The organism is Alicyclobacillus acidocaldarius subsp. acidocaldarius Tc-4-1, assembly GCF_000219875.1.
Taxonomy (GTDB): domain Bacteria; phylum Bacillota; class Bacilli; order Alicyclobacillales; family Alicyclobacillaceae; genus Alicyclobacillus; species Alicyclobacillus acidocaldarius_A.
This window is the reverse complement of the sequence record NC_017167.1, coordinates 3,039,918-3,061,916: the sequence shown is the minus strand read 5'-3', so window position 1 is coordinate 3,061,916 and position 21,999 is coordinate 3,039,918. Positions and strand designations below refer to the sequence as shown.

Sequence of the window (21,999 nt, the reverse complement as noted above, 5' to 3'; positions counted from 1 at the left end):
GATCGCCATTCGTCGCTTCGGGACCTCACGGCTAAGCCGCGCCGGCGTTCACCCATTTCGCGCCGGGCGCTCGAGCACGCTCACCCCGTAGGCCGGGAGCCGGACCGCGCCGCCTGTCGGCGACTCGCCATAGAGTAGCTTGTACTCCGCTTCATCGAGCGCCACCTCGCGCGCCTCGGGCGTGAAGTTCATGAGCACGACGTACTCCACGCCATCCCCCGCGCGCACCATGGCGCTCACGCCATCGGGCAACTCCCGCTCGAGGGCACGCGTCACGCCGGCATCGGCAGCGATGCGTGCGCTGATATTCCGCAGAAACGCGTCGTCGAGCCGCGCCGCGATGTAGTAGACCTTGCCCTGTCCCACGCGGTGAACCGTCGCCGCTGGCATGCCCGCGTAGTACTCGCCGTCGTACACCGCGATGGGCTCCGCGCCTTCGAGGTGGATTACCTCGCACAGTTCGCGCGCCTGGTAATGGCCCGCGAGGCCAAGCGGATTGCCGTCGACGGCCCGAACCGGCACGCGCTCGCCGTCGTACAGGGCGTCGATCTCCTCCGCCCACACGCCCGCAAGTTCGCGCAACGGGCCCGGGAATCCGCCCAAAAAGACGAGATCGTTCTCGTCCACGATGCCGGACCAGTAGGTGAGGACGAGCGATCCGCCCCGCTCCACGAACGCCTTCATGCGCGCGGCCACGCCTGGACGCACCATGTAGAGCATCGGCGCGACGACCAGTTTGTACCCGTCCAGCGGTTGTTCCTCGTCGATCACGTCCATCGGCACGCCCATCCGCCAAAGCGCCGCGTAGTGGTTCTCCACCGTCTCCTCGTAGTGCATGCCGATGTTCCGCGGGCCCTTGGCGTCCTCGAGTGCCCAGCGGTTCTCCCAGTCGAAGATGACGGCCGCGTCCGCCTTCACCTCCGCGCCGGCCATCGGCGCAAGTCGCTCCAGCATCTCGCCGACGGCTTGGACATCGCGGAAGACGCGGGTGTTGGCGTGGCCGACGTGATCGACCACAGCGCCGTGAAACTTCTCGCAGGAACCGCGGCTCTTGCGCCACTGGAAGTACTGCACCGAATCGGCGCCGTGCGCGATGGCCTGGAGCGAGACGAGCACGTGCACGCCAGGCCGCTTCTGCTTGCTCACCGCCTGCCAGTTGGTGACGCTCGGCGTGGACTCCATGAGCAGAAACGGCTTCTTGAGGATGGCGCGGTTGAGATCGTGCACCATGGCGGTGTGAACGGCCTCCGGGACGAGCGTCTCGTGCGTGTGCCAGCGGGGGTAGCTGTCCCACGAGATGACATCGAGCGCGTCGCGGAAGCGCCAGTAGTTGAGGCCCGGATACGTGCCCATGAAGTTGGTGGTGACCGGAAGGTTCGGGTTGACTTCCTTGAGCGGCATGATTTCATGGCGGCAGAAGTCGACCGTCTGATCCGTCACAAACCGCTTCCAATCGAGGTTGAGTCCGTGTATCGACATCTCGCCGTGCGGCATGGGCGACTCAATCTGGGACCATTCCGTGTACGTGTGGCTCCAAAACGGCGTCCACCACGCGTGGTTGAGCGCATCGAGCGTCTTGTATTTCCGCTTCAGCCAGTCGCGAAACGCCTCCTGGCACAGCGGGCAGTGGCATTCGCCGCCGTACTCATTGGACACGTGCCAGCCAATCACGCCCGGGTGATGGGCGTAGCGCTCCGCCAGCTTTCGGTTGATGATCCGCACCTTTTCGCGGTAGATGGGCGATGTGTAGCAATGGTTGTGGCGGCCGCCGTGCCGGTTGCGCCGCCCGTCGGGACCGACACGAAGGACTTCGGGGTATTTGGCGGACAGCCAGGCCGGCCGCGCGCCGCTCGGCGTAGCGAGCAGGATGCGCACGCCCGCATGCGTCAGCCGCTCGATGGTCTCATCGAGCCAGTCAAACGTGAACACCCCTTCTTCGGGCTCCAGGCTCACCCAGGAGAAGATGCCGAGGGAGACGACGTTCCACTTCGCTTCGCGCATCAGTTGGACGTCCTGCTCGAGGACGTCGGGATACGCCAGCCACTGATCCGGGTTGTAATCGCCACCGTGCAAAAAACCTTGAACGTTCGGGAAAATGGGTGCGTGCTTCGCCACAGGTCAACCTTCCCTTCCGCGTTGAATTCGCCATGGACTCGAGTCCATGCACAAGCCGCAAGCCTCTGTAGACGCGCTCAACTGCGCAGCGGCTTTTTCAGCAGCGCCTTGCGGTAGGCGAGGGGAGTGCAGTGCTTGTAGCTTCGAAACACCTTAATGAAATAGCTCACGTCGTGAAAACCGAGGTCCATGCCGATGGCCGTGATGCTTCGATTCGGGTCTTTCAGCAGGTCCGCAGCCCGCGCCACGCGCCGCTCATTCACATACTGCATGGGCTTGCGGTGGGTCATCTTCTTGAAAAATCGGCAAAAGTGTCCTTCGCTCATGTTGGCGACGCGCGCCAGATCAGACAGGCGGAGTTTGTCGCTGAGATGCGCGTCAATGTACGTGAGGACGGCCTTGAGCGTGTCCGCACGCCGGTCGTCCAGCTCCCGCCTGGGGCTGTCTTCAACCAGCAGTTTGGCTCGAAACAGTTGCGCGAGCACGTCGTACAGACAGCCCTTGACCGTGAGCTCGTAGCCGACAGGTTGTTCTTCCAGGGCTTCGGCGATCTCGCAAAGCCTCGCCGCAAGATGTGGCCGAATCGGGTGGTCCTGCGCGATGGCGCCGGGCAACCGCAGCTTTCCCGACGCGAGCGGCGCAAGGTAGGACTGCTGGACGCGATCGCCCGAAGGGCTCTCTAGAAGGTCGAGCCCAAAGACAATGGCCTTGCACTCGGAAGGACCTTTGCCGGGGGCGGCCATGCTGTGAAGTTCCCCACCGCTGAGAAGCGCGACGCCGCCATCCCCGAGGACGTGGAGCTGGCTGCCCGCCTGCAGACACACGCTGCCGCGCGTGACGACGATGAACTCGGCCTCGCTGTGCCAGTGCAGGTTGACCGTCTGCTGGTATGGCCCGGGCGTCAGAACGACGTGATAGGCCTGGATGTGAAAGCTCGCGTCGCCGTGCTGCCGGTGTTCAAGGAGATGTACGGCTTCCACCCGAAGTCCCTCGCATGCAAGCGATTTCAGAGGAGCGTGTTGGCACCCGAATCGTGCACTCCAGTGTCAGCATGCGCCACGCAACGCAATCTGTCAAGACGGTGGCGAGATTGAAGAGGACAGCGGATGTCAAAATTGTTCGATTTTCAGTCACGATCTTCTCATTCGCGTCTGTGCAGCGCGACTACAATACGGTGCACAGGCAGATCCTGCCGACCCGCGAATCCCGCGGCGTCGGTGAAAGCGCTGCCAGGAACCCGGTATCGAAGAGAAAGGGGAGGTCGCTGTGCGCAGACGAGTGAAGTGGATCGCAGGGGCGACAGTCATGTGCGTGCTGGGCGCCGCAGGAGGACTGGCGGGGTGTGGAACGCCCGCGGAGAAGGGTACAAACGCGGCTGCCATGGCGGCGAGCGCTGCGACGACTTCGCAAGGGGTGGTTCGGATCACGGCGCCGACGGGAAGCAACCTGACGACGCTCGATCCGTCGCAGTGGGGGCCGCAGATTCTCGTGGATCAGGGGACCATCATGGAGGGGCTGTTTGGATACAATCAGCAGAATCAGATTGTGCCCAAGCTCTGCGCGGGGTACACGCTATCCAAGGACGGGCTCACGTGGACGTTCCAGATCCGCCGCGACGCGCGCTGGTCGAACGGTCAGCCGGTCACGGCCTATGACTTCTACTACGCCTACATGCGGCAACTGGCCCCCTCGAATCCCAACGGCCAGCTGTGGCTGAGTGTGCTGAACGTCGTGAAAAACGCGTACGCGTATCACGCAGGCACCGTGCCGCTCAGCCAACTGGGCCTCAAGGTGCTCGGCCCGTACACGCTCCAGATCACCACAACGGTACCTCACTACATCCTGGGCGATCTCGCCGAGGCCGGATCGATGCCCATCAACGAGCAGGTGGCAAAGGCGCATCCCACCGACTGGTTCATGCCGCCGTATTTCGTGAGCGATGCGCCGTTCACGGTGAAGTCGTTCACGCCGAACGGGACGCTGGTCCTGGTGCGCAACCCGAAATACGTGGGTCATCCGGGCGAGGTGAACGAGGGCAACGCACAGGAGATTGACGTGGTGCCGGGCACCAGCGTGCCCGTGGAGGACTTCATGGCGAACAAGGTGGACGTGGTGGAAGTAGGCACGCCGTCGGATCTTCAGTACGTGAAGACGCATCCGGCCCTCCTCGCCCAGTTGCACAAGGCGCCGGATTATGCCGTGACGTATCTCCAGTACGATAATTCAGCTGTTCCATCGCCGCTCACCAATCCGCTGGTGCGGCAGGCCATCGGGGAGGCCATTGAGCGGGCCCCCATCGTGCAGGATGTGCTCGGCGGCATGGCGGGGACCACCACGACGTTCTCAGTGCCGGGGTGGCCGACGGCCAAGTACGAGCACGGCCTGCCCGAGAACGTCGCCCAGGCGCGCGCACTGCTCGCCAAAGCTGGATATCCCGGCGGCAAGGGCTTCCCGACGCTCTATCTGTACGCAGAGGTGCCTTCCTCCAATCCACAGCTCGTACCGGTGGCGGAGGCGGTGGCCCAAGAGTTGCAACAGAACCTTGGGATCCACACCAAGATTGTGCAGCTCAACAGCACGGAATGGGGCAACCTGACTTACGGCGGCCCCCAGAAAGGCATCCAGCCCGGCTACAACGTGGCGGTGGGCGGGACGAACGACTTGGACCCCGCCTCGCTCAACCTGGGCGGCGATCAGGGGATCTACTGGCCCGGCACGTACGGGTATTCCATCGCGTTCGTGCAACACGTCTTGCCTTGGTATAACACGCCGTACGATCCCGCCTCCATCCAGAAGTACGGCGATCCGAACAACCCCAACATGGGCGTGACGTGGAGCCAGTGGGCGCCGCTCGTCAAAGCCGCACAGGCGGACATCGCCTACCTGAACAAGTGGACAGCCGAGCAGCCCGCAACGTGGAGGAAGATCATGAACCCGCCGGGATCGCCGACGCTGACCCAGCAGTGGAACCAGATTGTGGCGCAGTTTAAGCAGGCCAAGACGCCCGCGGCCAAGCATGCGGCATGGGTGCAGGCGTGGAAGTTTGTGGCACCCTACTCCGAGGGATCCGGCGGGGGCGGTATCAACACGGGCAGCCTGGACGTGCAAGTCTATTGGGATCAGCACGAGTCGAACGATGTCCGCAACTGGCGGATGTGGCAGGCCGAGTATCAGAACAGCCCGGATATGTTCTCGTCCGCGGCCACGGCTGCGAAGCTCATGACTCAGCTCATTCAGCAGGGATACACCATTCCGCTCTACTACGCTGAAACCTATTACCTCGAGCGCACGGGCATCACGGGCGCGCAGCCGAACCCGTGGTCCTGGGGCGGATTCTATCAAATGCAGTATCTGTCTGTGCGCTGATCGGCGATTCGCGCGTCCGCGCCTGCGATTTGGTGATAGACTGAAAGTGGGTGAACGAGGCGCCGTGGGCCGTCCCGGCGCCTCACACGGAGGGGAGGCGCGGCCGTGAAACACATCGTGTGGGCTGTAGACGGATCGGATTGCGCTTGGCGGGCTGGTGATTTTGCAAGGGATTTTTTAGAAAAGTGGCCGGAAGCCAGGCTGACCGCTGTGTTTGTGCACGTGCCTGCGGTGCCGACGTCGGAGTGGACCGCGGAGTACGCGGTGCAGATGGAGCGGGAGGCGGAGAAGCTGGCCGGCGAGTTGCGCGGCGAGATCGAGCGGCGATTCGCGGCGTTTGGCCCGCGAGTGGCGTTCCGCGTCGAACACGGGGCGCCTGCTGAGCGCATTGTGCGCGCCGCAGACGAGTTGGGGGCCGATCTCATCGTCCTCGGCAGCCACGGCAAAAGCACCGTGGACCGGCTGCTCATGGGCAGCGTGAGCACGGCCGTGCTGCACCGGGCGAAGCAGGCGGTCCTAGTGGTGCGGTGAAGCGAGCAGAAAGGGAACGAGCCCGTGCTGCGGGGACCTGGCAACGGCCCGCAGCACGGGCTCGTCGTGTGATGGGCGCCATTCGGTGAGGAGACGCCGCACTCGGCCTCGCGTTTGGAGCGCGCGGGCGGGCGGAGTGCCAACCTGTACCTTCGTCATTCCGCCCACCATCGCGTCCGGCAGCCTGCCACCCGCACCGCCTCCTGCGGATGGCGCGGGAGGATCACGACGCCTTCTGGAGAGATACGGCAATCCGCGCCCTGCGCGGCGAGATATGCCGGATCGTCGATACCGTGCAAGATGGCGCACCGTGCCTCGCTCCGACCTTGTGGGGCGAGGACCAGGTCGTCTCCGTCCCAGAACGCATGCCATGTGCCGGCCTCGTTGCCTCGTTGGTCAAACAGGGTGTAGGAACTGCGGCGATCCGGCCGGATGGGATAGACGTGGATGGCCACCTCGCGGTGGTATGGCTGGTCAGACTGCTCGCTTTCCGCGCCCATGGCCAGGATGCTGCCTTCGCGCACGAACACAGGCAGGCTCATGAAATCGTACCGTTCGCGGTACCATCTGCCGCCTTGCCTCGTCTCTCCGGTGAACAGGTGCGTCCAGCGCCCTTCCGGGAGATAGTACACGACCTCACCCGTCTCCGAGAACACCGGCGCGACGAGGAGCGACGGGCCGAGCATGTATTGGCGGTCCAAGGTGTCGCAGGTCGGATCGTCCGGAAATTCGAGGATCATGGGGCGCAGCATGGGCACACCCGTGCGGTGCGCCTCGACGGCGCATGACCATAGATATGGCATGAGCCGAAGCTTAAAGCGCGTGAAGTGGCGCAAGACGTCCACCGACTCCTCGTCGAACAGCCACGGCACGCGGTACGATCCGCTTCCGTGCAGGCGGCTGTGGCTCGAGAAGAGGCCGAACGCAATCCAGCGCTTGTACAGGTGGGCGGGGGCTGTGTCCTCAAACCCGCCGATGTCGTGGCTCCAGAACCCGAAGCCGCACAAGGCGAGGCTCAGGCCGCCGCGAAGCGTCTCCGCCATGGATTCGTACGTCGCGCGGCAGTCGCCGCCCCAGTGCACCGGGAAGCGCTGGCCGCCTGCCGTGGCGGATCGCGCAAAGACCACGGCGTCATCGCCTCGCCGCTCGCGGAGGACTTCCCACACAGCCTCGTTGTACAGGTAGCAGTAGAAGTTGTGCATTTTTTGCGGGTCCGATCCGTCGTGGTACACCACATCCGTCGGAATCCGCTCGCCGAAGTCTGTCTTGAACGCATCGACGCCCATGTCGAGCAGCCGGCGCAGGTGGGACTGGTACCAGCGGCGGGCCTCCGGGTTGGTGAAATCGACGATGCCCATGCCCGGCTGCCACAGGTCCCACTGCCACACGTCGCCGTTTTGGCGCTTGAGCAGGTAGCCGCGCTCCATCGCCTCGCGGAAAAGCGGCGACTTCTGCGCGATGTAGGGGTTGATCCAAACGCAGATTTTCAGACCGCGCGATTTGAGGCGTGCGAGCATGCCCGCCGGATCGGGGAAGCAAGCGGTGTCCCACGCGAAGTTGCACCACTCAAACGGCTTCATCCAGAAACAGTCGAAGTGGAAGACGCTCAGCGGAATGCCGCGCGACGCCATGCCATCGACGAACTGGCTGACCGTCTCCTCGTCGTAGTCGGTGGTGAACGACGTCGACAGCCACAGCCCAAATGACCACATCGGCGGCAGCGCTGGCCGCCCGGTGAGGGCCGTGTACCGCTCGATCACGCCCTTCGGTTCGCCGCCCCCGATGACCACGTAATCGAGCGCCTCTCCCTCCACGCTGAATTGCACCTTGGACACGAACTCCGTCCCAATTTCAAACCACACGCGCTCGGGGTGGTTGACGAACACGCCGTAACCGCGGTTGGTGAGGTAGAACGGCACGTTTTTGTACGCCTGATCCGATCCCGTCCCGCCGTCTCGGTTCCAGATGTCGATAGATTGGCCGTTTTTGACGAAAGCCGTGAACCGCTCTCCGAGGCCATACACGTTTTCGCCGACGGAGAGATGCAGTTGGCCGCGCATGTAAGGTCGGCCGTGATCGACGACGTACGCGGTGGAACGAGGGCCACTCTCGGTGAGAAAGCGGCCGTTCTCGTAAAACGCGATGGACCACGGGGCGAGCCGCACGCGGACCTCCATCTCGCCAGCGCGAAGCACGACGGAGTCCTCCGTCTCCACTGCGTCAAACGGCTGAGGGTTGAGCTCAAGTGGGAAATGGGGCCCGCGATGCATCCGTCCGAGAAAGTGGTGCTGCTCCACCCGCACCATGCCAGGGCGGGGGAAGGAGATGCGGCAGGTGAGCATGGGGCCATCGAGCATGTGGCCGCGGTGCGCCACGGGGCGGCACGCGACGAAGAACAGAACGCCGTCTTCCTCTTGTCGCCATTCCTGCACGGCGAGGCCGGGGTGAATGGAGACGCCTTCGCGGACAAGCCAGTTGCCGTCGGTGAACTTCATGGGTGTCACTCCTCGCAGAACGCCGACCGTTCACGTAGTGCCAGCATTGTATCAGATGAAGTTGTCCCGTTACGGCAATATCTTGCGGCCTCTGTTCGATAGGAACGGTAAGATTTTGACTCGCGATGTTGACTTGGTGTGGAAATGTGTAAGACGAGCTCCTGTGCCGCTCTTGCGTGGACGGATGGCGGGGCTGCCTGCCTGCATGGGGGGCGTCGCCGCCGGGCGCTCGAATTTGTTACAATGGCGGCAGTGTGAAGCCACGGTGGCAAGGGAGAGGATGGCCATGAAGCTCTGCACCTACCGGGAAGGCGGTGCGCTGCGATTGGGGCTCGTGCGCGGCGACGAGGTGGTGGACGTCGCGGCGAGCGCGGCACAGCTTGGAGTGTCGGTGCCGGACACGATGGAGGCCGTGATCGCGCAGTATGCGGAATACCAAAGCGCGCTCGAAGCCATCGCGGAAAAGGGCGTCGCCGCCGGGAAGCTGTCGGACCTGCGGCTGGCGCCTCCGGTGACGCGCCCGCAGAAAATCGTGTGTGTAGGGCTCAACTACCGCAAGCATGCTGAGGAGTCCAAGATGCCGATTCCGTCGTCGCCGGTGTATTTCGCCAAATTTGCGAACAGTCTGGCCGCGCACGGAGATGAGATCGCCATTCCTCCGGTAGCGCGAGAGGTGGATTACGAGGTGGAGCTGGTGGCGGTCATCGGCTGCAGGTGCCGCGACGTCGCGGAGGAGCAGGCGCTCGGCGCGGTGTTTGGCTACGCCGTGGGGAACGACTTGAGCGCCCGGGATCTCCAGATGCGCGCGTCGCAGTGGCTGTACGGCAAGGCCATCGACGGCTTCGCGCCGCTCGGCCCGTACATCGCGACGGCGGACGAGGTGGGGGATCCGCAGCGTCTCGGCTTGCGGCTCTACTTGAACGGCGAGTTGCGCCAGAACTCGTCGACCGCGGACATGATCTTCTCGGTGGCGCAGGTGATTGCCGACTTGTCCCGCATTATGACGCTTGAGCCGGGTGATCTCGTCTACACCGGCACGCCGGAGGGCGTGATCCTGGGCCGGGAGGAGAAAGTGTGGCTCAAGCCGGGGGACGAGATGGCGTGCGAAATTGACGGGCTCGGGCGGCTCGAGAACCGGCTTGTGGCGGGATGAACCTGGGCAACGGATGACACGTGGGAGATGAAAGCATGTCGAGGGATGGACGTGGGCGCAGGCGCGTGGTGGTGAAGATTGGGTCGAGCTCACTCACCGAGGCGGACGGATCGCTCGCACTGTCGCGGATGCGGCAGATGGTGTCTGACGTGGCGCGGCTCGGGCGGGAGACGGGGTGCCAGTTCGTGCTGGTCTCTTCGGGCGCCATCGCGGCGGGGCTCGGGCGGCTCGGCTGGCAGCGCGCGCACATCTCGATGCCGGAGAAGCAGGCGGCTGCGGCGGTGGGCCAGGTCCTCCTCATGGAGCACTACGAGCGGCTGTTTGCCGAGCACGGCATCGCGGTGGGGCAGATCCTCATGACGCGCGCGGACGTGGAGGATCGGAAGCGGTTTGTGAACATCCGCAACACGGTCATGGCTCTGCTCCAGCGCGGCGTGATGCCCATCATCAACGAGAACGACACCGTGGCGGTGGAGGAAATCCGCTTCGGCGACAACGACACGCTGGCGGCGCTCGTCGCGCTCGTCGCGGAGGCGGACACGTTGGTGCTGCTCACCGACATCGACGGGCTGTACACGGCCAACCCGCGCCAGGATCCTAGCGCAACCCGGATTGCGGAGGTGGAGGTCATCACAGACGAGATCGAGCGCATCGCGGGTGGGGCGGGATCGAGCGCGGGCACGGGCGGGATGCGGACGAAGATTGCGGCGGCGAAGATTGCCACGCAGTCGGGCGTCGAGGTCGTCATTGCGCACCGGGACGAGCCGCGGGTGCTCGAGCGGGTGCTCGCCGGGGAGCCGGTGGGCACGCGGTTTCTGGCGTCGCGGGAGCCGGTCAGCCTGCGCAAGTCTTGGCTCTTGCACGCGCCGAAGCCGGAAGGCGCCCTGCAGGTGGATCACGGCGCCATGCGCGCGCTCATCGCGGGCGGCAAGAGCCTGCTCTTGCCCGGCCTCGTGCAGGTGCATGGCGAGTTTCAGGAGGGCGCCGTGGTGGAACTCGTCGGGCCCACCGGCGCGGCATTCGGCAAGGGCATCTCGAACTTCTCCTCGCGCGATCTCGCCGAGTGGCTCGAGAAAAAGCGCGCAGGCGAGGACGTGCACGCGCTGCACGAAGTCGTGCACCGAAATGACATGGTGATCTGGACGGAGGCGACGGCGGGATGAGTGTCGACACGACGACGGAACTGGTGGAATCGGTGCGGGCCATCTTGCGCGGCGCGCAGGGGGCGAAGCGGCGCATGGCCACGGCACCGACGCGCGTCAAGAATGAGGCACTTTCGCACATGGCGGACGCCATCTGGGCGCGCAGGAGCGAGATCTTGGCCGCGAACGCGGCGGACGTGGACGCGGCGCGGCGGGAAGGGCAGCCTGCGGCCCGCGTGGACCGGCTGATGCTCGACGAGGCGCGGCTGCAGCAGATCATCGAGGGCGTGCGCGAGGTCGAGGCGCTGCCAGATCCAGTGGGCGAAGAGGTAGAGCGCATCCTGCGCCCGAACGGCCTCGACATCCGCAAGGTGCGCGTGCCGATGGGCGTGATCGCCATGATCTACGAGGCACGGCCGAACGTGACGGTGGATGCGGCGGCGCTCGCGGTGAAGACGGGCAACGTGGCGGTGCTGCGCGGCGGGAGCGAGGCGTTACGGTCAAACCAGGCGCTCGTGGCAGCCATCCACGACGGGCTGCGACAGGCGGGGCTGCCGGAAGCCGCGGTGTCGCTCGTCGCCCATGTGGACCGGGATGTGGTGGATGTGCTCATCCGGGCGCGGGGGTATGTCGATCTCGCCATTCCTCGCGGGGGCGCGGGGCTGATTCGCCGGGTGGTGGAAAACGCGTCGGTTCCGGTCATTGAGACCGGCGTGGGCAACTGCCACGTGTACGTGGACCGCGCCGCGAACTTCGAGATGGCCACGCGCATCGTGGTGAACGCGAAGACGCAGCGCCCGTCCGTGTGCAACGCGGCAGAGACGCTCCTCGTGCACGCGGAAATTGCGGATGCGTGGCTCCCGAACGCAGCGCGTGCTCTCGTGGACCGGGGCGTGGCGTTGCGCGCGTGTCCGCGAGCGCTTGAGATTCTGCGCGGCGCGGGTATTCCTGCGGAGGCCGCGCAGGAGGCGGACTGGGAAACGGAATATCTGGATCTCATCCTCGCGGTGCGCGTGGTGGAAACACTCGAGGATGCCATCGCGCACATCGAGCGGTATGGCACGCAACACTCGGAGGTCATTGTCACGGACGACGAGGATGCGGCGCGGGTGTTTCTTGCGTCTATCGACGCGGCGGCCGTGTACCACAACGCGTCCAGCCGGTTCACGGACGGCTTTGAGTTCGGGTTTGGGGCCGAGATCGGCATCTCGACGCAGAAGATGCACGCCCGCGGGCCGATGGGCCTGCGCGAGCTGACGAGCTACAAGTACGTGGTGTACGGACACGGGCAGGTGCGGGAATAGAGGAAAGCGATGCTCGCGGCGCTTCGAATCGGGCTCGTGCGTACCCGTGGCGTGCCGGCCAATTCGCGGCACGGCCGGAGCGGAGGCCGAGACGGGGCGCGTGCCATCGCTAGCCCGCGTGGCCGCTGCGTACGATGGACCATCTTGCTCGAAAGGGGTAGGGTCATGGGTACGTTTGGCGGCTACACGCGTTGGGCTGTGGTGTTTCTCATCATCTTTGTGCTGTTCTTCCTGCTGGTCCCGGCAGTGGGCGCTGCACCGGCGCCGAGCTGCGGATGCGCACCGGGCGCGGGCGCGTACGGAGTGTATTGATCGCGCGGAATGCGGTTTACGCAAATGGGCCCTGGGTGAAGTCGAACGCCCAGGGCCCTTCGCATGTCGAGAGGCGTTTGAACATTCCTGGGAGTAGGATAAGAACCTGAATCCGTGACAGGGCCGATGGAAAGAGGCTGATGTGTGTTCTCGCAAGCCCCTTCACTGCGATTTCACGGATGTACATTCAATTTTCTTAGGGATTGTGAATATCGGTTGGAGCCAGTGCGGCGAAAAGGCAGATGTCCCCCCTGGACTCGTGAATGGTTGGGTTCGGTTTCCATGTCAGGTCATATGCAGTGTCTTTGCTCGACACAGTTCACGTTACGCAAAGGCCAAGTACAATCGCCGAAATGCCGGGAGCCATCGATTCCCGTACCCCAATTTCAGCTTGGTCTGTCTGGCGTGTCGCACCATCTTCGCAGCCAGTGTCATCAGGTTCTGAATCACAGTCCGGATCCGGCGACGTTCTGCCTTTTTTCGTAGCGGCGCATCATTTCGCTTCAGACTCTCCTGGCCGATCACTCGCAGCAGATTGTACGCCACGCATACAAAGTGCAATACCAAGTTGTTCGTGGCGAATTTACCCGAGGGCAGCCGCTCGGCGTCCAGATCCGTCTTGATTTCGCTGTGGAACTGTTCCATCACGGCGTGGTCGTGATACAGGCGAATGATCACAGCCGGGTCATCCGGCAGTGAGGTCCAGTAGGCGCTGACCTCAATGTCCGGTACCAATAAGATTTGGCCGTCGGCCGTCATGGTCCGTTCGATAACTTCGAACACCATGCGAACTGGTTCGGATACACCCTTGACGGGACACATCAGCGAACCATGATATACCTTCTTGCCGGGACGAGGTTCATGACATGTCCCGTGTCGCTGGGCAATCACAAGCCAGGCCTCGGGGCTCTCCTTTCGCAAGTTGCGCTTGATGATGAACTCGGCCCTGCTGTCCTGGGAGCGACACACGGCGATGTTTTCTGCACTGTCATTGCCGGCATCCAGACGAACCAGAAGCGGGAGGTCCGTCACCTGCCTTGCATACTGAATACTCTCCCGCAGGAAAGTCGACGTGCCCTTTTGTACGTGGGTACTGCCTTCACGCAACTGGACATTGACCACGTAGCCCTCTTGGCCAAGGTAAGCAAAGATGGGAGCATATCCGTCGTGCCCCTTGTATGTACGGGACACGCCTTCCTTCTTCGTGCCGGAATTATCAAAGGGACTGACGTCGATATCCAGCGGGATGTAAGTTCGACGCTCTGCAGGCACGCCCAGTTCAATCGGATGCAGAGTTACATCGAGGGCTCTCAGGAGCCTTGCGGACTCTTCCCGGAGAATGGACTCCCAGCCGGATTTTCCGGCAACCATGTCCAAACGCTGGCGCAGCGTCGGGCTCGAAGGCACGTTGTCTACTTGCAGTGCGATCATGAAAAACTCGTCATCTCGAAACGCTTCGATGTGGTCGAAGTCGGTCTTGCCTTGGCAAAGCAGCCCGATGTATGAGTATGCCACGTCCCGGTTTGAAATATCCGGTTTGCCCATACCAGGCAGGCGGGTCTGATTCAACCGCTCGCCGATTCTGGTTTTATCAAGCAACACGCCGACAAGGGTCATTCCCGAATGCGTGACGATGACTTCATCGGATTCTTCAATGATGAAACGCAAGTGGTTCACCCCGATGGTGAAGAGGGATTGAATACAGCCGATATCCGAACTATCTCAATTCTACAGGACCAACCACGAGCGCTTCAGCAATTTTCGCACCTACTCGTCACGGATTCAGGAAGAAGGAATTTTTCTGTGTGCGTCAAATGGATGCAAGTGGATGAAGATCACCAGAGTTTTGCAGCCCAGCCGTGGCATCCAGCGGGTGGCCGGGATGGGCAGAGGGAAGGGGTATTCATCGTGAATGTTGAAACGCTTGCGCAAATGGTGACGTCAGATGCCGCGATTCGCCGCCGGCAACGTCTGCAACCCGCAGGGGGGCCGGGGGACAAGATCTTCCCGCCGACCTATCCTGGCGAGTATCAGAACGACCCGCCCCGCCACGTGTTCGAACGCAGGATGGTGAACGGCGAAGAAGTGTGGTGCGCGTTGGTGGATAGCGTCCAGTCCCAGGCGAACCGGATGGAGGATGCGCTCCTTCGGGCGATTCGCAAAGACGGGCTTCGGATCCCGCACGTGGTCGTGGATTTTCGGGACAAGGGCCTCTTGGGCCTCTCGGAGATCACGTCGCTCGACGCGCCCCACCGGATTTACGACGCCATCATGCGAGACAGCCTTCTGGACGGGAGGCCGTTCATGGAGAGCGAGGTGGGGCTGAGTCTAGCGCAGGCAAGCCCGGGGAACGCGACGGCCATTCTCGAGATCGCTCCGACGGCTCTCATCTTCGGCGCGTGGCATTCGACCGGGAGCGGCGGAGGGCTAGGCGCGAAGTTTGCCCGCTGTCTCACTTCGGAAATCGTCGCCATTGGCGTTCCTGTGGATGAGATCCCAAGAAGAGACGGAACGCTCGTCGTTCGCACGGCCGGCCGCCGCACGGGCAGCCGCATCGATCCCCTGGGCATTTTGCGAAAGGTCGAGGTGTACAAGAGCGATACGAACTGGGATGTCGTGCCGGATCGAGCGGGCAAGGGTGCAAAGAAGGTCCGGCCGTCGGAGATCAACCACGGCAATATCACCCCGTCGGTCGATCCGTTGGGCATCACCTGCGATCATCTCGAACACACCTTCGTGCTGAGCTTCGCAGGGCTGCGCCGCCTGCGCTTTGGAGGGGACGAACGGGATCGCGCTGGACGAGTCCTGCTCGCGGCACTGGGGCTCTTGGCGATGCTGGAACAGGACCGCCACGGGTACGCGCTTCGGTCGCGCTGCGATCTCGTCCCCGAACAACCAGCTCCTCTGGAGGTGGTCCACCCGGACGGATCGACGGACACTCTGAAGCTGGATCTGCAAGGGGCTCGTGCGCTCTACGAGGAAGCGTTCGCGCGGGCGGAGGCCGCAGGGTTCCGGCTCAGGCGAGAGCCCATTCGCCTCATACCGCAGGACAAGTTAGTCGCCATCGTGATGGAGAGCCAGAAGTTGGCGCTGTCCGGCCAAGGTGGAGAGGCGGAGGAAGAGAAGTGACGCTCGTCTTGGAGATCGAATTTCTGTCGGGCAGCTCGGTTGCGGCGCTGCATCCAGACAGCGAGGCGCCCGACTGGCCGCCGCAACCAGACCGAGTGTTTTCCGCCCTCGTGGCGACCTGGGCGTATCGGGGGCAGCGGCCTGAGGAGCGGATGGCGCTTGAATGGCTGGAGGCGCTGGAGCCTCCGCGGATTGAGGCGACGAGCGCATTTCAACGCACCTCCTATGTGACCTATGTGCCGCCCAACGATAGGTCGGCGGTCAAAACGCGCCGTGCTTCTGACAACATCTCCGACTACAGGAGTCGCCAGCCGCGCCGGTTCATCACCGTGAGGCCCGTCTCTCCCACGGTCAGGCTGCTGTGGCATGGTGTGGGCGCGGATGGAGAGACGGAGAGATGGGTGTCGGCGCTTGATGCGCTCGCGCGGGACACGGCGTACGTGGGCCATTCTTCGAGTTTGACGCGTTGCCGGGTGTATTTGACGGATGAGCACGTGCCCGATCACGCGCAGGAGCCTCTGCGCCGGGTGTATCCCGGGCGCATGGCGGAGCTGATTCGGTCGTTTGAGGCCGGCCGCCGTCCCCGGGTGGGGGAGTGGGTCCTTCCCAGAGCGAAGACTGCGACGCGCGGTGAGCCCGCCTCCTTGTTTTCGACCACTTGGCTTGTTCTCGAGCACGTCGGGGGGCTGATGCCGGATATCCGTGCTGCTGCGTTAGTCTCCCAGGCCATTCGGGATCGCGTCGTCGAGGGCTATCGCGCGATAGGTGCGCCGGTCTCGGAAGTGGTGAGCGGCCGAACGGTCCACGGCGAGCCCGCCCACGACGCTCACCTCGCCATCGTGCCTCTGCCGTTCGCCGGGTTTTCGCATGCGGATGGCCGCGTGTTGGGGTTTGCGCTTGTGCCGCCAAGGCAGGTGGATCTTTTGCGGAACGAAACTTGGCTTCGAGCGCTCCGGGCCATTTGTCCCGTCGATGAAAGGCGAGGGCGGCGTGTGTTGCGCGTCAAGCTCGACATGGGAGAGATGGAGCTCTCGCCGACCTTACAGCCGACAAAGCGCTCGCTCGATCCGGCCGTCTACGTCGCTTCGCCGAGCCGCATCTTCGCAACGGTGACGCCCATGGTGTTGAATCGCCATGTGAAGTCGGGACGAGCCCCAAGCGTGCTAGAGGTCATGGACGAAGTGGCCCGCGCGTGTGCGCATGTCGGCTTGCCGCGCCTGGAGGAGATACGCGTCGAGGGGCTGGATCGCCCGGTGCCGGCCGTTCTGGCAACCGACCACTCGGCCTTCGAAGGCGTGCCTTCGGTTCTCCGCTCCCGCAAGCGGCCAGCTTGGCTCCGATGGCAAGTCCCGCCTTATCTTCAAGGGCGGCCAATCACGCACGCCGTCATCCAATTCGCGGAGCCCGTTTCGGGCCCTGTGATCCTCGGCGCGGGCCGGTACCTCGGGCTCGGACTCTGCCGACCCTTGCCGGATGGAGGTGAGTCGAGTGTGCACGCCCTTGGATCGCTCTGAGTTCGCTGCGTTTCTGCAGGAGGTCCATGGGTATCAGCCGTTTCCTTGGCAAGTTCGCCTGTTGGACCGTCTCGTTGAGACCGGAGCGTGGCCGGAACTCCTGAAACTGCCGACGTCGTCCGGAAAGACGACCGTGATCGACATCGCGGTGTTTTACCTCGCTCTGGAGGCCGATGCGGGGGCGAACCGGCGGGCACCCGTGCGTCTGGCGTTCATTGTCGACCGAAGGCTCGTGGTCGACGATGCCTATCAACATGCGAAACGCTTGGCGGAGAAGCTGGAAGCGGCGGAGCCCGACTCCGTGTCCGCGCGCGTGGCGGCGAGGCTTCGGGAGCTGAGTGGCAGTTCGCATCCTCTCGTGGTTCGACGGTTGCGTGGAGGTGTGCCCCGCGAGGACGACTGGGCGCGCACGCCCATCCAGCCGACGGTGCTTTGTTCCACGGTGGATCAGGTGGGTTCGCGCCTCTTATTTCGCGGATACGGTGTTTCGGATGCGATGAAGCCCGTGCACGCAGGCCTCCTTGGCGCCGACTGTCACTTGTTCGTCGATGAGGCGCATTTGGTGGAGCCGCTTCGGCAGACGCTGTCTTGGGTCGCCATGTACAACGGGCCGCTGTGGCGGACGGATACCACCATCAAGTTGCCATGGGGGTACACCATCATGACGGCGACGCCGCAACCGGGTGTGAATCAGGCCTTCGAGTTGGACGACGAAAATTTCGAACACCCGATTTTAAGCGCCCGATGGTCGGCGACAAAGCCCGTGCGATTGATAGAGCTCAAGAAGAAGACGGCCAGGGACAAGTCCGCGCCGGAAGAATCTTTGCAGGAGGCGGACGAGGCGGAGGAGAACCGGCGCGTGGAGGCGCTGATCGACGAATTTCGCACGGCGGCGCAGTATTTGCAGGCAAACGGTGTCCTCCGTCCGGCTATCGCCATTGTCGTGAATCGCGTGGGCCGGGCCCGCGCTGTCTTTGACGCGCTTCGCGCAGAGCTCGCCTCGGATGGCTGGACGCCGATGCTCCTGATGGGTCCCGCGCGCCCTCTGGATCGGGATGCATGGTTGACGGGCCAACTAGCGCCCATCCGCACGCGCCCATGGCCTGAGCGGCGAGATCTCGAGCACCCAATAGCGATTGTCGCCACGCAGTGCATCGAAGTCGGCATCGACATCGATCTCGACGCCGTCATCACGGACGCTGCGCCCATCGACGCACTGAGGCAGCGGTTCGGGCGCTTGAACCGGGCTGGCCGACCCACGCCGTGCCTCGGCGCCATCGTGGCGACGCCCACGGACCTGTCTTCGAGGACGGACGATCCAGTCTACGGCGGTGCGATTGCAGAAGCGTGGGCGTATCTGAAGCGCCATGCGCAGGCGGGCCGCCGGGGGGAGGCGCCTACAGTCGACTTTGGCCTCGCGGCGTTTGAGAGCTTTGTCAAAGCCGATCCGGTTCCTGACGAGGCGCTCTCTCCCACAGAGGACGCGCCCGTGCTCATGCCGGCGCATGTGGACCTGCTCGCATGCACGAGTCCTGTGCCAGCTGCGGATCCGGAAGTCTCACTGTACTTGCACGGCCCGAAGCGGCAGCCGGACGCCGTCAGCGTCATCTGGCGAGCGGATATTCATAGGGCGCTCGGCCATCGCGCCGTGTTCGCGCTGCTTCAGTTGGTGCTGCCGAGATCGACGGAAGCCGTCGAGTTGCCCGTTTGGGCGGTCAAGATGTGGCTCCGACGGGGATCGAACGCTGACGCCGACCTCGCGGATGTCGCATCCCAGATGGAGGACGAGGACTTGGATGCCGATCGCGCATCTTCGCGCGAAGTCTTCCGTTGGACGGGCGACGAAGATACCTCGGCATGGATTTCCGCAAACGACATTCGCCCGGGTGATACCATCGTGTTGCCTGCGAGCTACGGCGGGTTGGACGCGTACGGTTGGAACCCAGAGGAGACAGCGCCGGTGCGCGATCTCGGCTTGCAGGCGAACCTGCCGTTCCAAGGAAGCTATTTCACCGTGCGCGTGGCTCCTGGGCTTGTTGCCCAGGAGGACGAAGCGCGGCTTGCCGCCATCCTCGCTGAGGCGGAGGCTGGTGATTGGCGAGACGTGCGGGATGGGCTCCTTGAGTTCAAGCTCGACGACGACCTGAGAGCTAGCCTAAAGAGGCTCGACGCGGCGCGCGGGCGCGTTCAGGCGTTCTTCGACATCTACGGCCGCGATGCACAAGGTCGCCCCATCGGCGTGGTGCTGGAAGCGCGCCGGGGTGTGGCAGCGGATGGCGTCGACGCGCTTTCGGCTGTTCCTGCGACGGAAGATGATCTGTTTGGGTCCATCACCGGCGTGCCGGTCGAGCTCGAGGCTCACTGCCAGGGCGTGGCAGAGGCGGCTCTGCGTTTCGCGCGGGCCGTGGGCCTGCCCGAGTCCATCCAACGCGATCTCGAGCTTGCCGGTCTCTTTCACGATTTCGGGAAGGCGGATCGTCGGTTTCAATCGTATTTGGCCTTTGGCGATCCGCTCGGCCCGGACATGGACGCCCCGCTCCTCGCCAAGTCTGGCAGACCGCTGCCCTATCATGTGCGTGCGGATGTCGGGCTGCCGGATCGCTGGCGACACGAGGCGCTGTCTGTGGCGCTTGCTCCGCGGCACCCGCGGTTCCAAGAAGTGGGAGATCCAGAACTTGTCCTGTGGTTAGTTGGCACACACCACGGATACGGTCGCCCGTTCTTTCCACACGACGATCCGGCTTCGTCCTCAGGCGAGCCGTATTCCCGCACGCTTTTCGGATATGCCGTGGAGATGGCACCTTCGGACGGGCCGCAGTCGCTCGCGTATGACTGGCACGGCGTCGATTGGGCTGGGTTGTACGAATTGCTGAAGGCGCGCTACGGCGTCTGGGGACTCGCGTATCTGGAAGCGGTATTGCGGCTTGCCGACCACAGGGTATCGGAGGAAGAGCAGAGGATGAGGGGGGTCACGCGTGACAGCTCACGAATTTCGACTTGAGGGCCTCGAACCCGACAATCCGCTTGCGTTCTTCGCGCTCCTCGGCCTCTTGCGCGCCTTGGAAGCTGTCGATCTCGACTGCGAGCCAAGCGAACGGCTGTATCCTCGCGTCCAGTGGGCGCCGGCGCCTCTGCGCCCGGTTCTTGTGGTCCGACGCAGTGCTACGGAAGACGAAATCGCAAAACGGGCCGTGGACGGGATCGCGCAGCTGGCCAACCATCACGACTTCGGCGATCACGCGGATTTAAATTACACACAACAAGAGGCTCGCGAAATACTGAGTGAGGCAATCGCGAAGGCCGGTCCGCATCAACGCTATCGGGCGGATCTCCTAGCCGCACTCATGAGTGACGGGGCGGTGGAGGGCAAGCGAAGCAAGAAATCGGAATCCCCGCGGATTGCGCCCACACCCGTGTGCCTATTGTTCGGGCAAGGTCATCAACACTTTCTGAAGCGCCTACGAGATGTGCCGCGATCACGGACGCCGGACGAGCTGGAAGACAAAGGGCGCGTCGGTGCGGGGGAAGAACCTGAACAGTACGTTCAGGAAACCATCTTTCGCCCTTGGCGGAGAGACGACACGATGTTGTCTTCGTTTCGCTGGGATCCCAACGAAATCGCACGATATGCGCTCATGCCAGGAAACCCGACGGACCCCAAGTACAAGCTGGGGACGCAGTACGGGGCCAATCGGCTTGCGGCCATCGGCATATCCGTGCTCAGTGGAGCACCGAGAAATCGGGCAGATCGCACTTGGTTGACGATCGTCGGAGGTCATTACGACAAAGATGGGTTTACGCTCGCGTGGCCTATCTGGAGGGCTCCCGCGACTCTCGCGGCGATTCGCTTTATGCTTGCTCATCCCGGATTGCGCGACGGCGGCCTGCGCCACATGGGCGTGGAACAGGTGATGGTTTCGCGGCGGATTCAAATCGAAAAGTACTTTAGTTTTACGCGAGCCCAGCCTCGCTTCGTAGAAGCGACCTGACGAGCGATAACGGCGGGAAATCAGCTGGGACGAGTGGGTTGAGTCAGATCTCCAAATACTACGAAGGCCATCGGCGGTTTGTCCGTGAAGGCGCGGAAGACTGGCGGTGGCCTTTCTATTTGGGACGGAGGACGCTCAGAGGGGGGCGTCTAGCCCGGGCGGCGACTGTCTTGGCGGATCAACGCGCCAGGCGGCACAAACATCGGAAGTAGGTTTCGGGCTTCAATGAGGCCAACGACGATCTCGGCGGATCAACGTGGAAATGGTGGTGCTGGAGGCGCAGGAGGTACTGCTTCAATGGGGCCGCCGACGATCTCGGCGGATCAACTGGAAAACGGAGAGTTCGACTTCGCCCCCATCACTCGGCTTCAATGGGGCCGCCGACGATCTCGGCGGATCAACCTGCGCACAGGAGATCCGGGCTCTCCTGGAGCAATTCCCGCTTCAATGGGGCCGCCGACGATCTCGGCGGATCAACCAAGTACGGTGTGATGCCGGAGCAGGACGATCCGTAGCTTCAATGGGGCCGCCGACGATGTCGGCGGATCAACTGCGTGAGGAACGGGTACTGTTATGGCACGAATGCCTGCTTCAATGGGGCCGCCGACGATCTCGGCGGATCAACGGCTGTCGTGCGGTTTTCGCGGCCACCGGGGAGGAGCTTCAATGGGGCCGCCGACGATCTCGGCGGATCAACTCAAGTGCATCATCCAGATCGTCCAGCACTCTATGTCCTTCAATGGGGCCGCCGACGATCTCGGCGGATCAACGACATCCAGGGGGGGGAACTCGAAGGCCTTCTATCTCCTTCAATGGGGCCGCCGACGATCTCGGCGGATCAACACGGCGGCCTTGAGGGCCTGCTTGCATCCGATGTCCTTCAATGGGGCCGCCGACGATCTCGGCGGATCAACTTCGAGCCCATGGCAAGCCCCATGGCCGCGGCGCC

The 21,999-nt window shown here is 63.5% G+C and carries 14 protein-coding genes and 1 CRISPR repeat array (1 of these 15 cut by a window edge); of the genes, 10 read left to right on the top strand and 4 right to left on the bottom strand.

Going from position 1 to position 21,999, the window contains the following annotated elements; genetic code table 11:
- Window positions 1-48: 48 nt before the first annotated feature.
- Together TC41_RS15000 and TC41_RS14995 are read right to left on the bottom strand one after the other, a co-directional pair.
- Window positions 49-2,115 (bottom strand): beta-galactosidase, encoded by a 2,067-nt coding sequence (locus TC41_RS15000; protein WP_014465922.1) that lies wholly within the window; start codon window positions 2,113-2,115, stop codon window positions 49-51.
- A gap of 77 nt (window positions 2,116-2,192) precedes the next feature.
- On the bottom strand, window positions 2,193-3,095 hold the full coding sequence (locus TC41_RS14995; protein WP_014465921.1) for an AraC family transcriptional regulator: 903 nt from the start codon (window positions 3,093-3,095) through the stop codon (window positions 2,193-2,195).
- Window positions 3,096-3,381: 286 nt separating this feature from the next.
- On the opposite strand from TC41_RS14995, the gene TC41_RS14985 reads away from it, so the two are divergent.
- Together TC41_RS14985 and TC41_RS14980 are read left to right on the top strand one after the other, a co-directional pair.
- Entirely contained in the window at window positions 3,382-5,481 is a 2,100-nt protein-coding gene (locus TC41_RS14985; RefSeq protein ID WP_081462300.1) for a peptide ABC transporter substrate-binding protein, read from the top strand.
- Window positions 5,482-5,586: 105 nt separating this feature from the next.
- Entirely contained in the window at window positions 5,587-6,012 is a 426-nt protein-coding gene (locus tag TC41_RS14980; RefSeq protein ID WP_014465919.1) for a universal stress protein, read from the top strand.
- A 155-nt stretch (window positions 6,013-6,167) separates the two neighbouring features.
- Here the strand turns inward: TC41_RS14980 and yicI are convergent, their stop codons facing one another.
- Window positions 6,168-8,507 (bottom strand): alpha-xylosidase, encoded by a 2,340-nt coding sequence (yicI, locus tag TC41_RS14975; protein ID WP_014465918.1) that lies wholly within the window; start codon window positions 8,505-8,507, stop codon window positions 6,168-6,170.
- Window positions 8,508-8,793: 286 nt separating this feature from the next.
- Here yicI and TC41_RS14970 point away from each other — a divergent pair, with 286 nt between their 5' ends.
- The 4 genes from TC41_RS14970 (at window position 8,794) to TC41_RS16580 (ending at window position 12,418) form a co-directional block, all read left to right on the top strand.
- The gene (locus TC41_RS14970) at window positions 8,794-9,660 is read left to right on the top strand and encodes a fumarylacetoacetate hydrolase family protein (RefSeq protein ID WP_041695551.1); all 867 of its coding nucleotides are present in this window, start codon (window positions 8,794-8,796) and stop codon (window positions 9,658-9,660) included.
- A 35-nt stretch (window positions 9,661-9,695) separates the two neighbouring features.
- On the top strand, window positions 9,696-10,823 hold the full coding sequence (gene proB / locus TC41_RS14965) for a glutamate 5-kinase (RefSeq protein ID WP_041695550.1): 1,128 nt from the start codon (window positions 9,696-9,698) through the stop codon (window positions 10,821-10,823).
- A complete protein-coding gene (locus TC41_RS14960) occupies window positions 10,820-12,106 on the top strand; it encodes a glutamate-5-semialdehyde dehydrogenase (protein WP_014465915.1) in 1,287 nt (428 codons plus the stop codon). The genes proB and TC41_RS14960 overlap by 4 nt, the downstream gene beginning before the upstream one ends.
- Window positions 12,107-12,271: 165 nt before the next feature.
- On the top strand, window positions 12,272-12,418 hold the full coding sequence (locus TC41_RS16580) for a hypothetical protein (protein ID WP_014465914.1): 147 nt from the start codon (window positions 12,272-12,274) through the stop codon (window positions 12,416-12,418).
- Window positions 12,419-12,742: 324 nt separating this feature from the next.
- Here TC41_RS16580 and TC41_RS14950 read toward each other — a convergent pair whose 3' ends face one another.
- Window positions 12,743-14,095, bottom strand: a complete 1,353-nt coding sequence (locus TC41_RS14950) for an IS1380 family transposase (RefSeq protein WP_014463112.1) — start codon at window positions 14,093-14,095, stop codon at window positions 12,743-12,745.
- 231 nt (window positions 14,096-14,326) lie between these two features.
- Here TC41_RS14950 and cas7g point away from each other — a divergent pair, with 231 nt between their 5' ends.
- Genes cas7g through TC41_RS14930 form a run of 4 tightly spaced genes read left to right on the top strand, consistent with a single transcriptional unit; the run spans window position 14,327 to window position 21,050 of the window.
- Window positions 14,327-15,547 carry a type I-G CRISPR-associated RAMP protein Csb1/Cas7g gene (gene cas7g / locus TC41_RS14945; RefSeq protein ID WP_041695973.1) on the top strand — a complete coding sequence of 407 codons (1,221 nt, stop codon included), beginning with the start codon at window positions 14,327-14,329 and terminating at the stop codon, window positions 15,545-15,547.
- Window positions 15,544-17,061 (top strand): type I-G CRISPR-associated protein Csb2, encoded by a 1,518-nt coding sequence (csb2, locus tag TC41_RS14940; RefSeq protein WP_014465911.1) that lies wholly within the window; start codon window positions 15,544-15,546, stop codon window positions 17,059-17,061. The genes cas7g and csb2 overlap by 4 nt, the downstream gene beginning before the upstream one ends.
- Window positions 17,036-20,062 carry a type I-G CRISPR-associated helicase/endonuclease Cas3g gene (gene cas3g / locus TC41_RS14935; protein ID WP_041695547.1) on the top strand — a complete coding sequence of 1,009 codons (3,027 nt, stop codon included), beginning with the start codon at window positions 17,036-17,038 and terminating at the stop codon, window positions 20,060-20,062. The genes csb2 and cas3g overlap by 26 nt, the downstream gene beginning before the upstream one ends.
- Window positions 20,037-21,050 (top strand): type I-G CRISPR-associated protein, Cas3-extension family, encoded by a 1,014-nt coding sequence (locus TC41_RS14930; protein WP_014465909.1) that lies wholly within the window; start codon window positions 20,037-20,039, stop codon window positions 21,048-21,050. Before cas3g ends, TC41_RS14930 begins: the two co-directional genes overlap by 26 nt.
- A gap of 219 nt (window positions 21,051-21,269) precedes the next feature.
- A CRISPR array of direct repeats spans window positions 21,270-21,999; the repeat unit is 37 nt; unit sequence CCTTCAATGGGGCCGCCGACGATCTCGGCGGATCAAC (it continues 551 nt past the right edge of the window).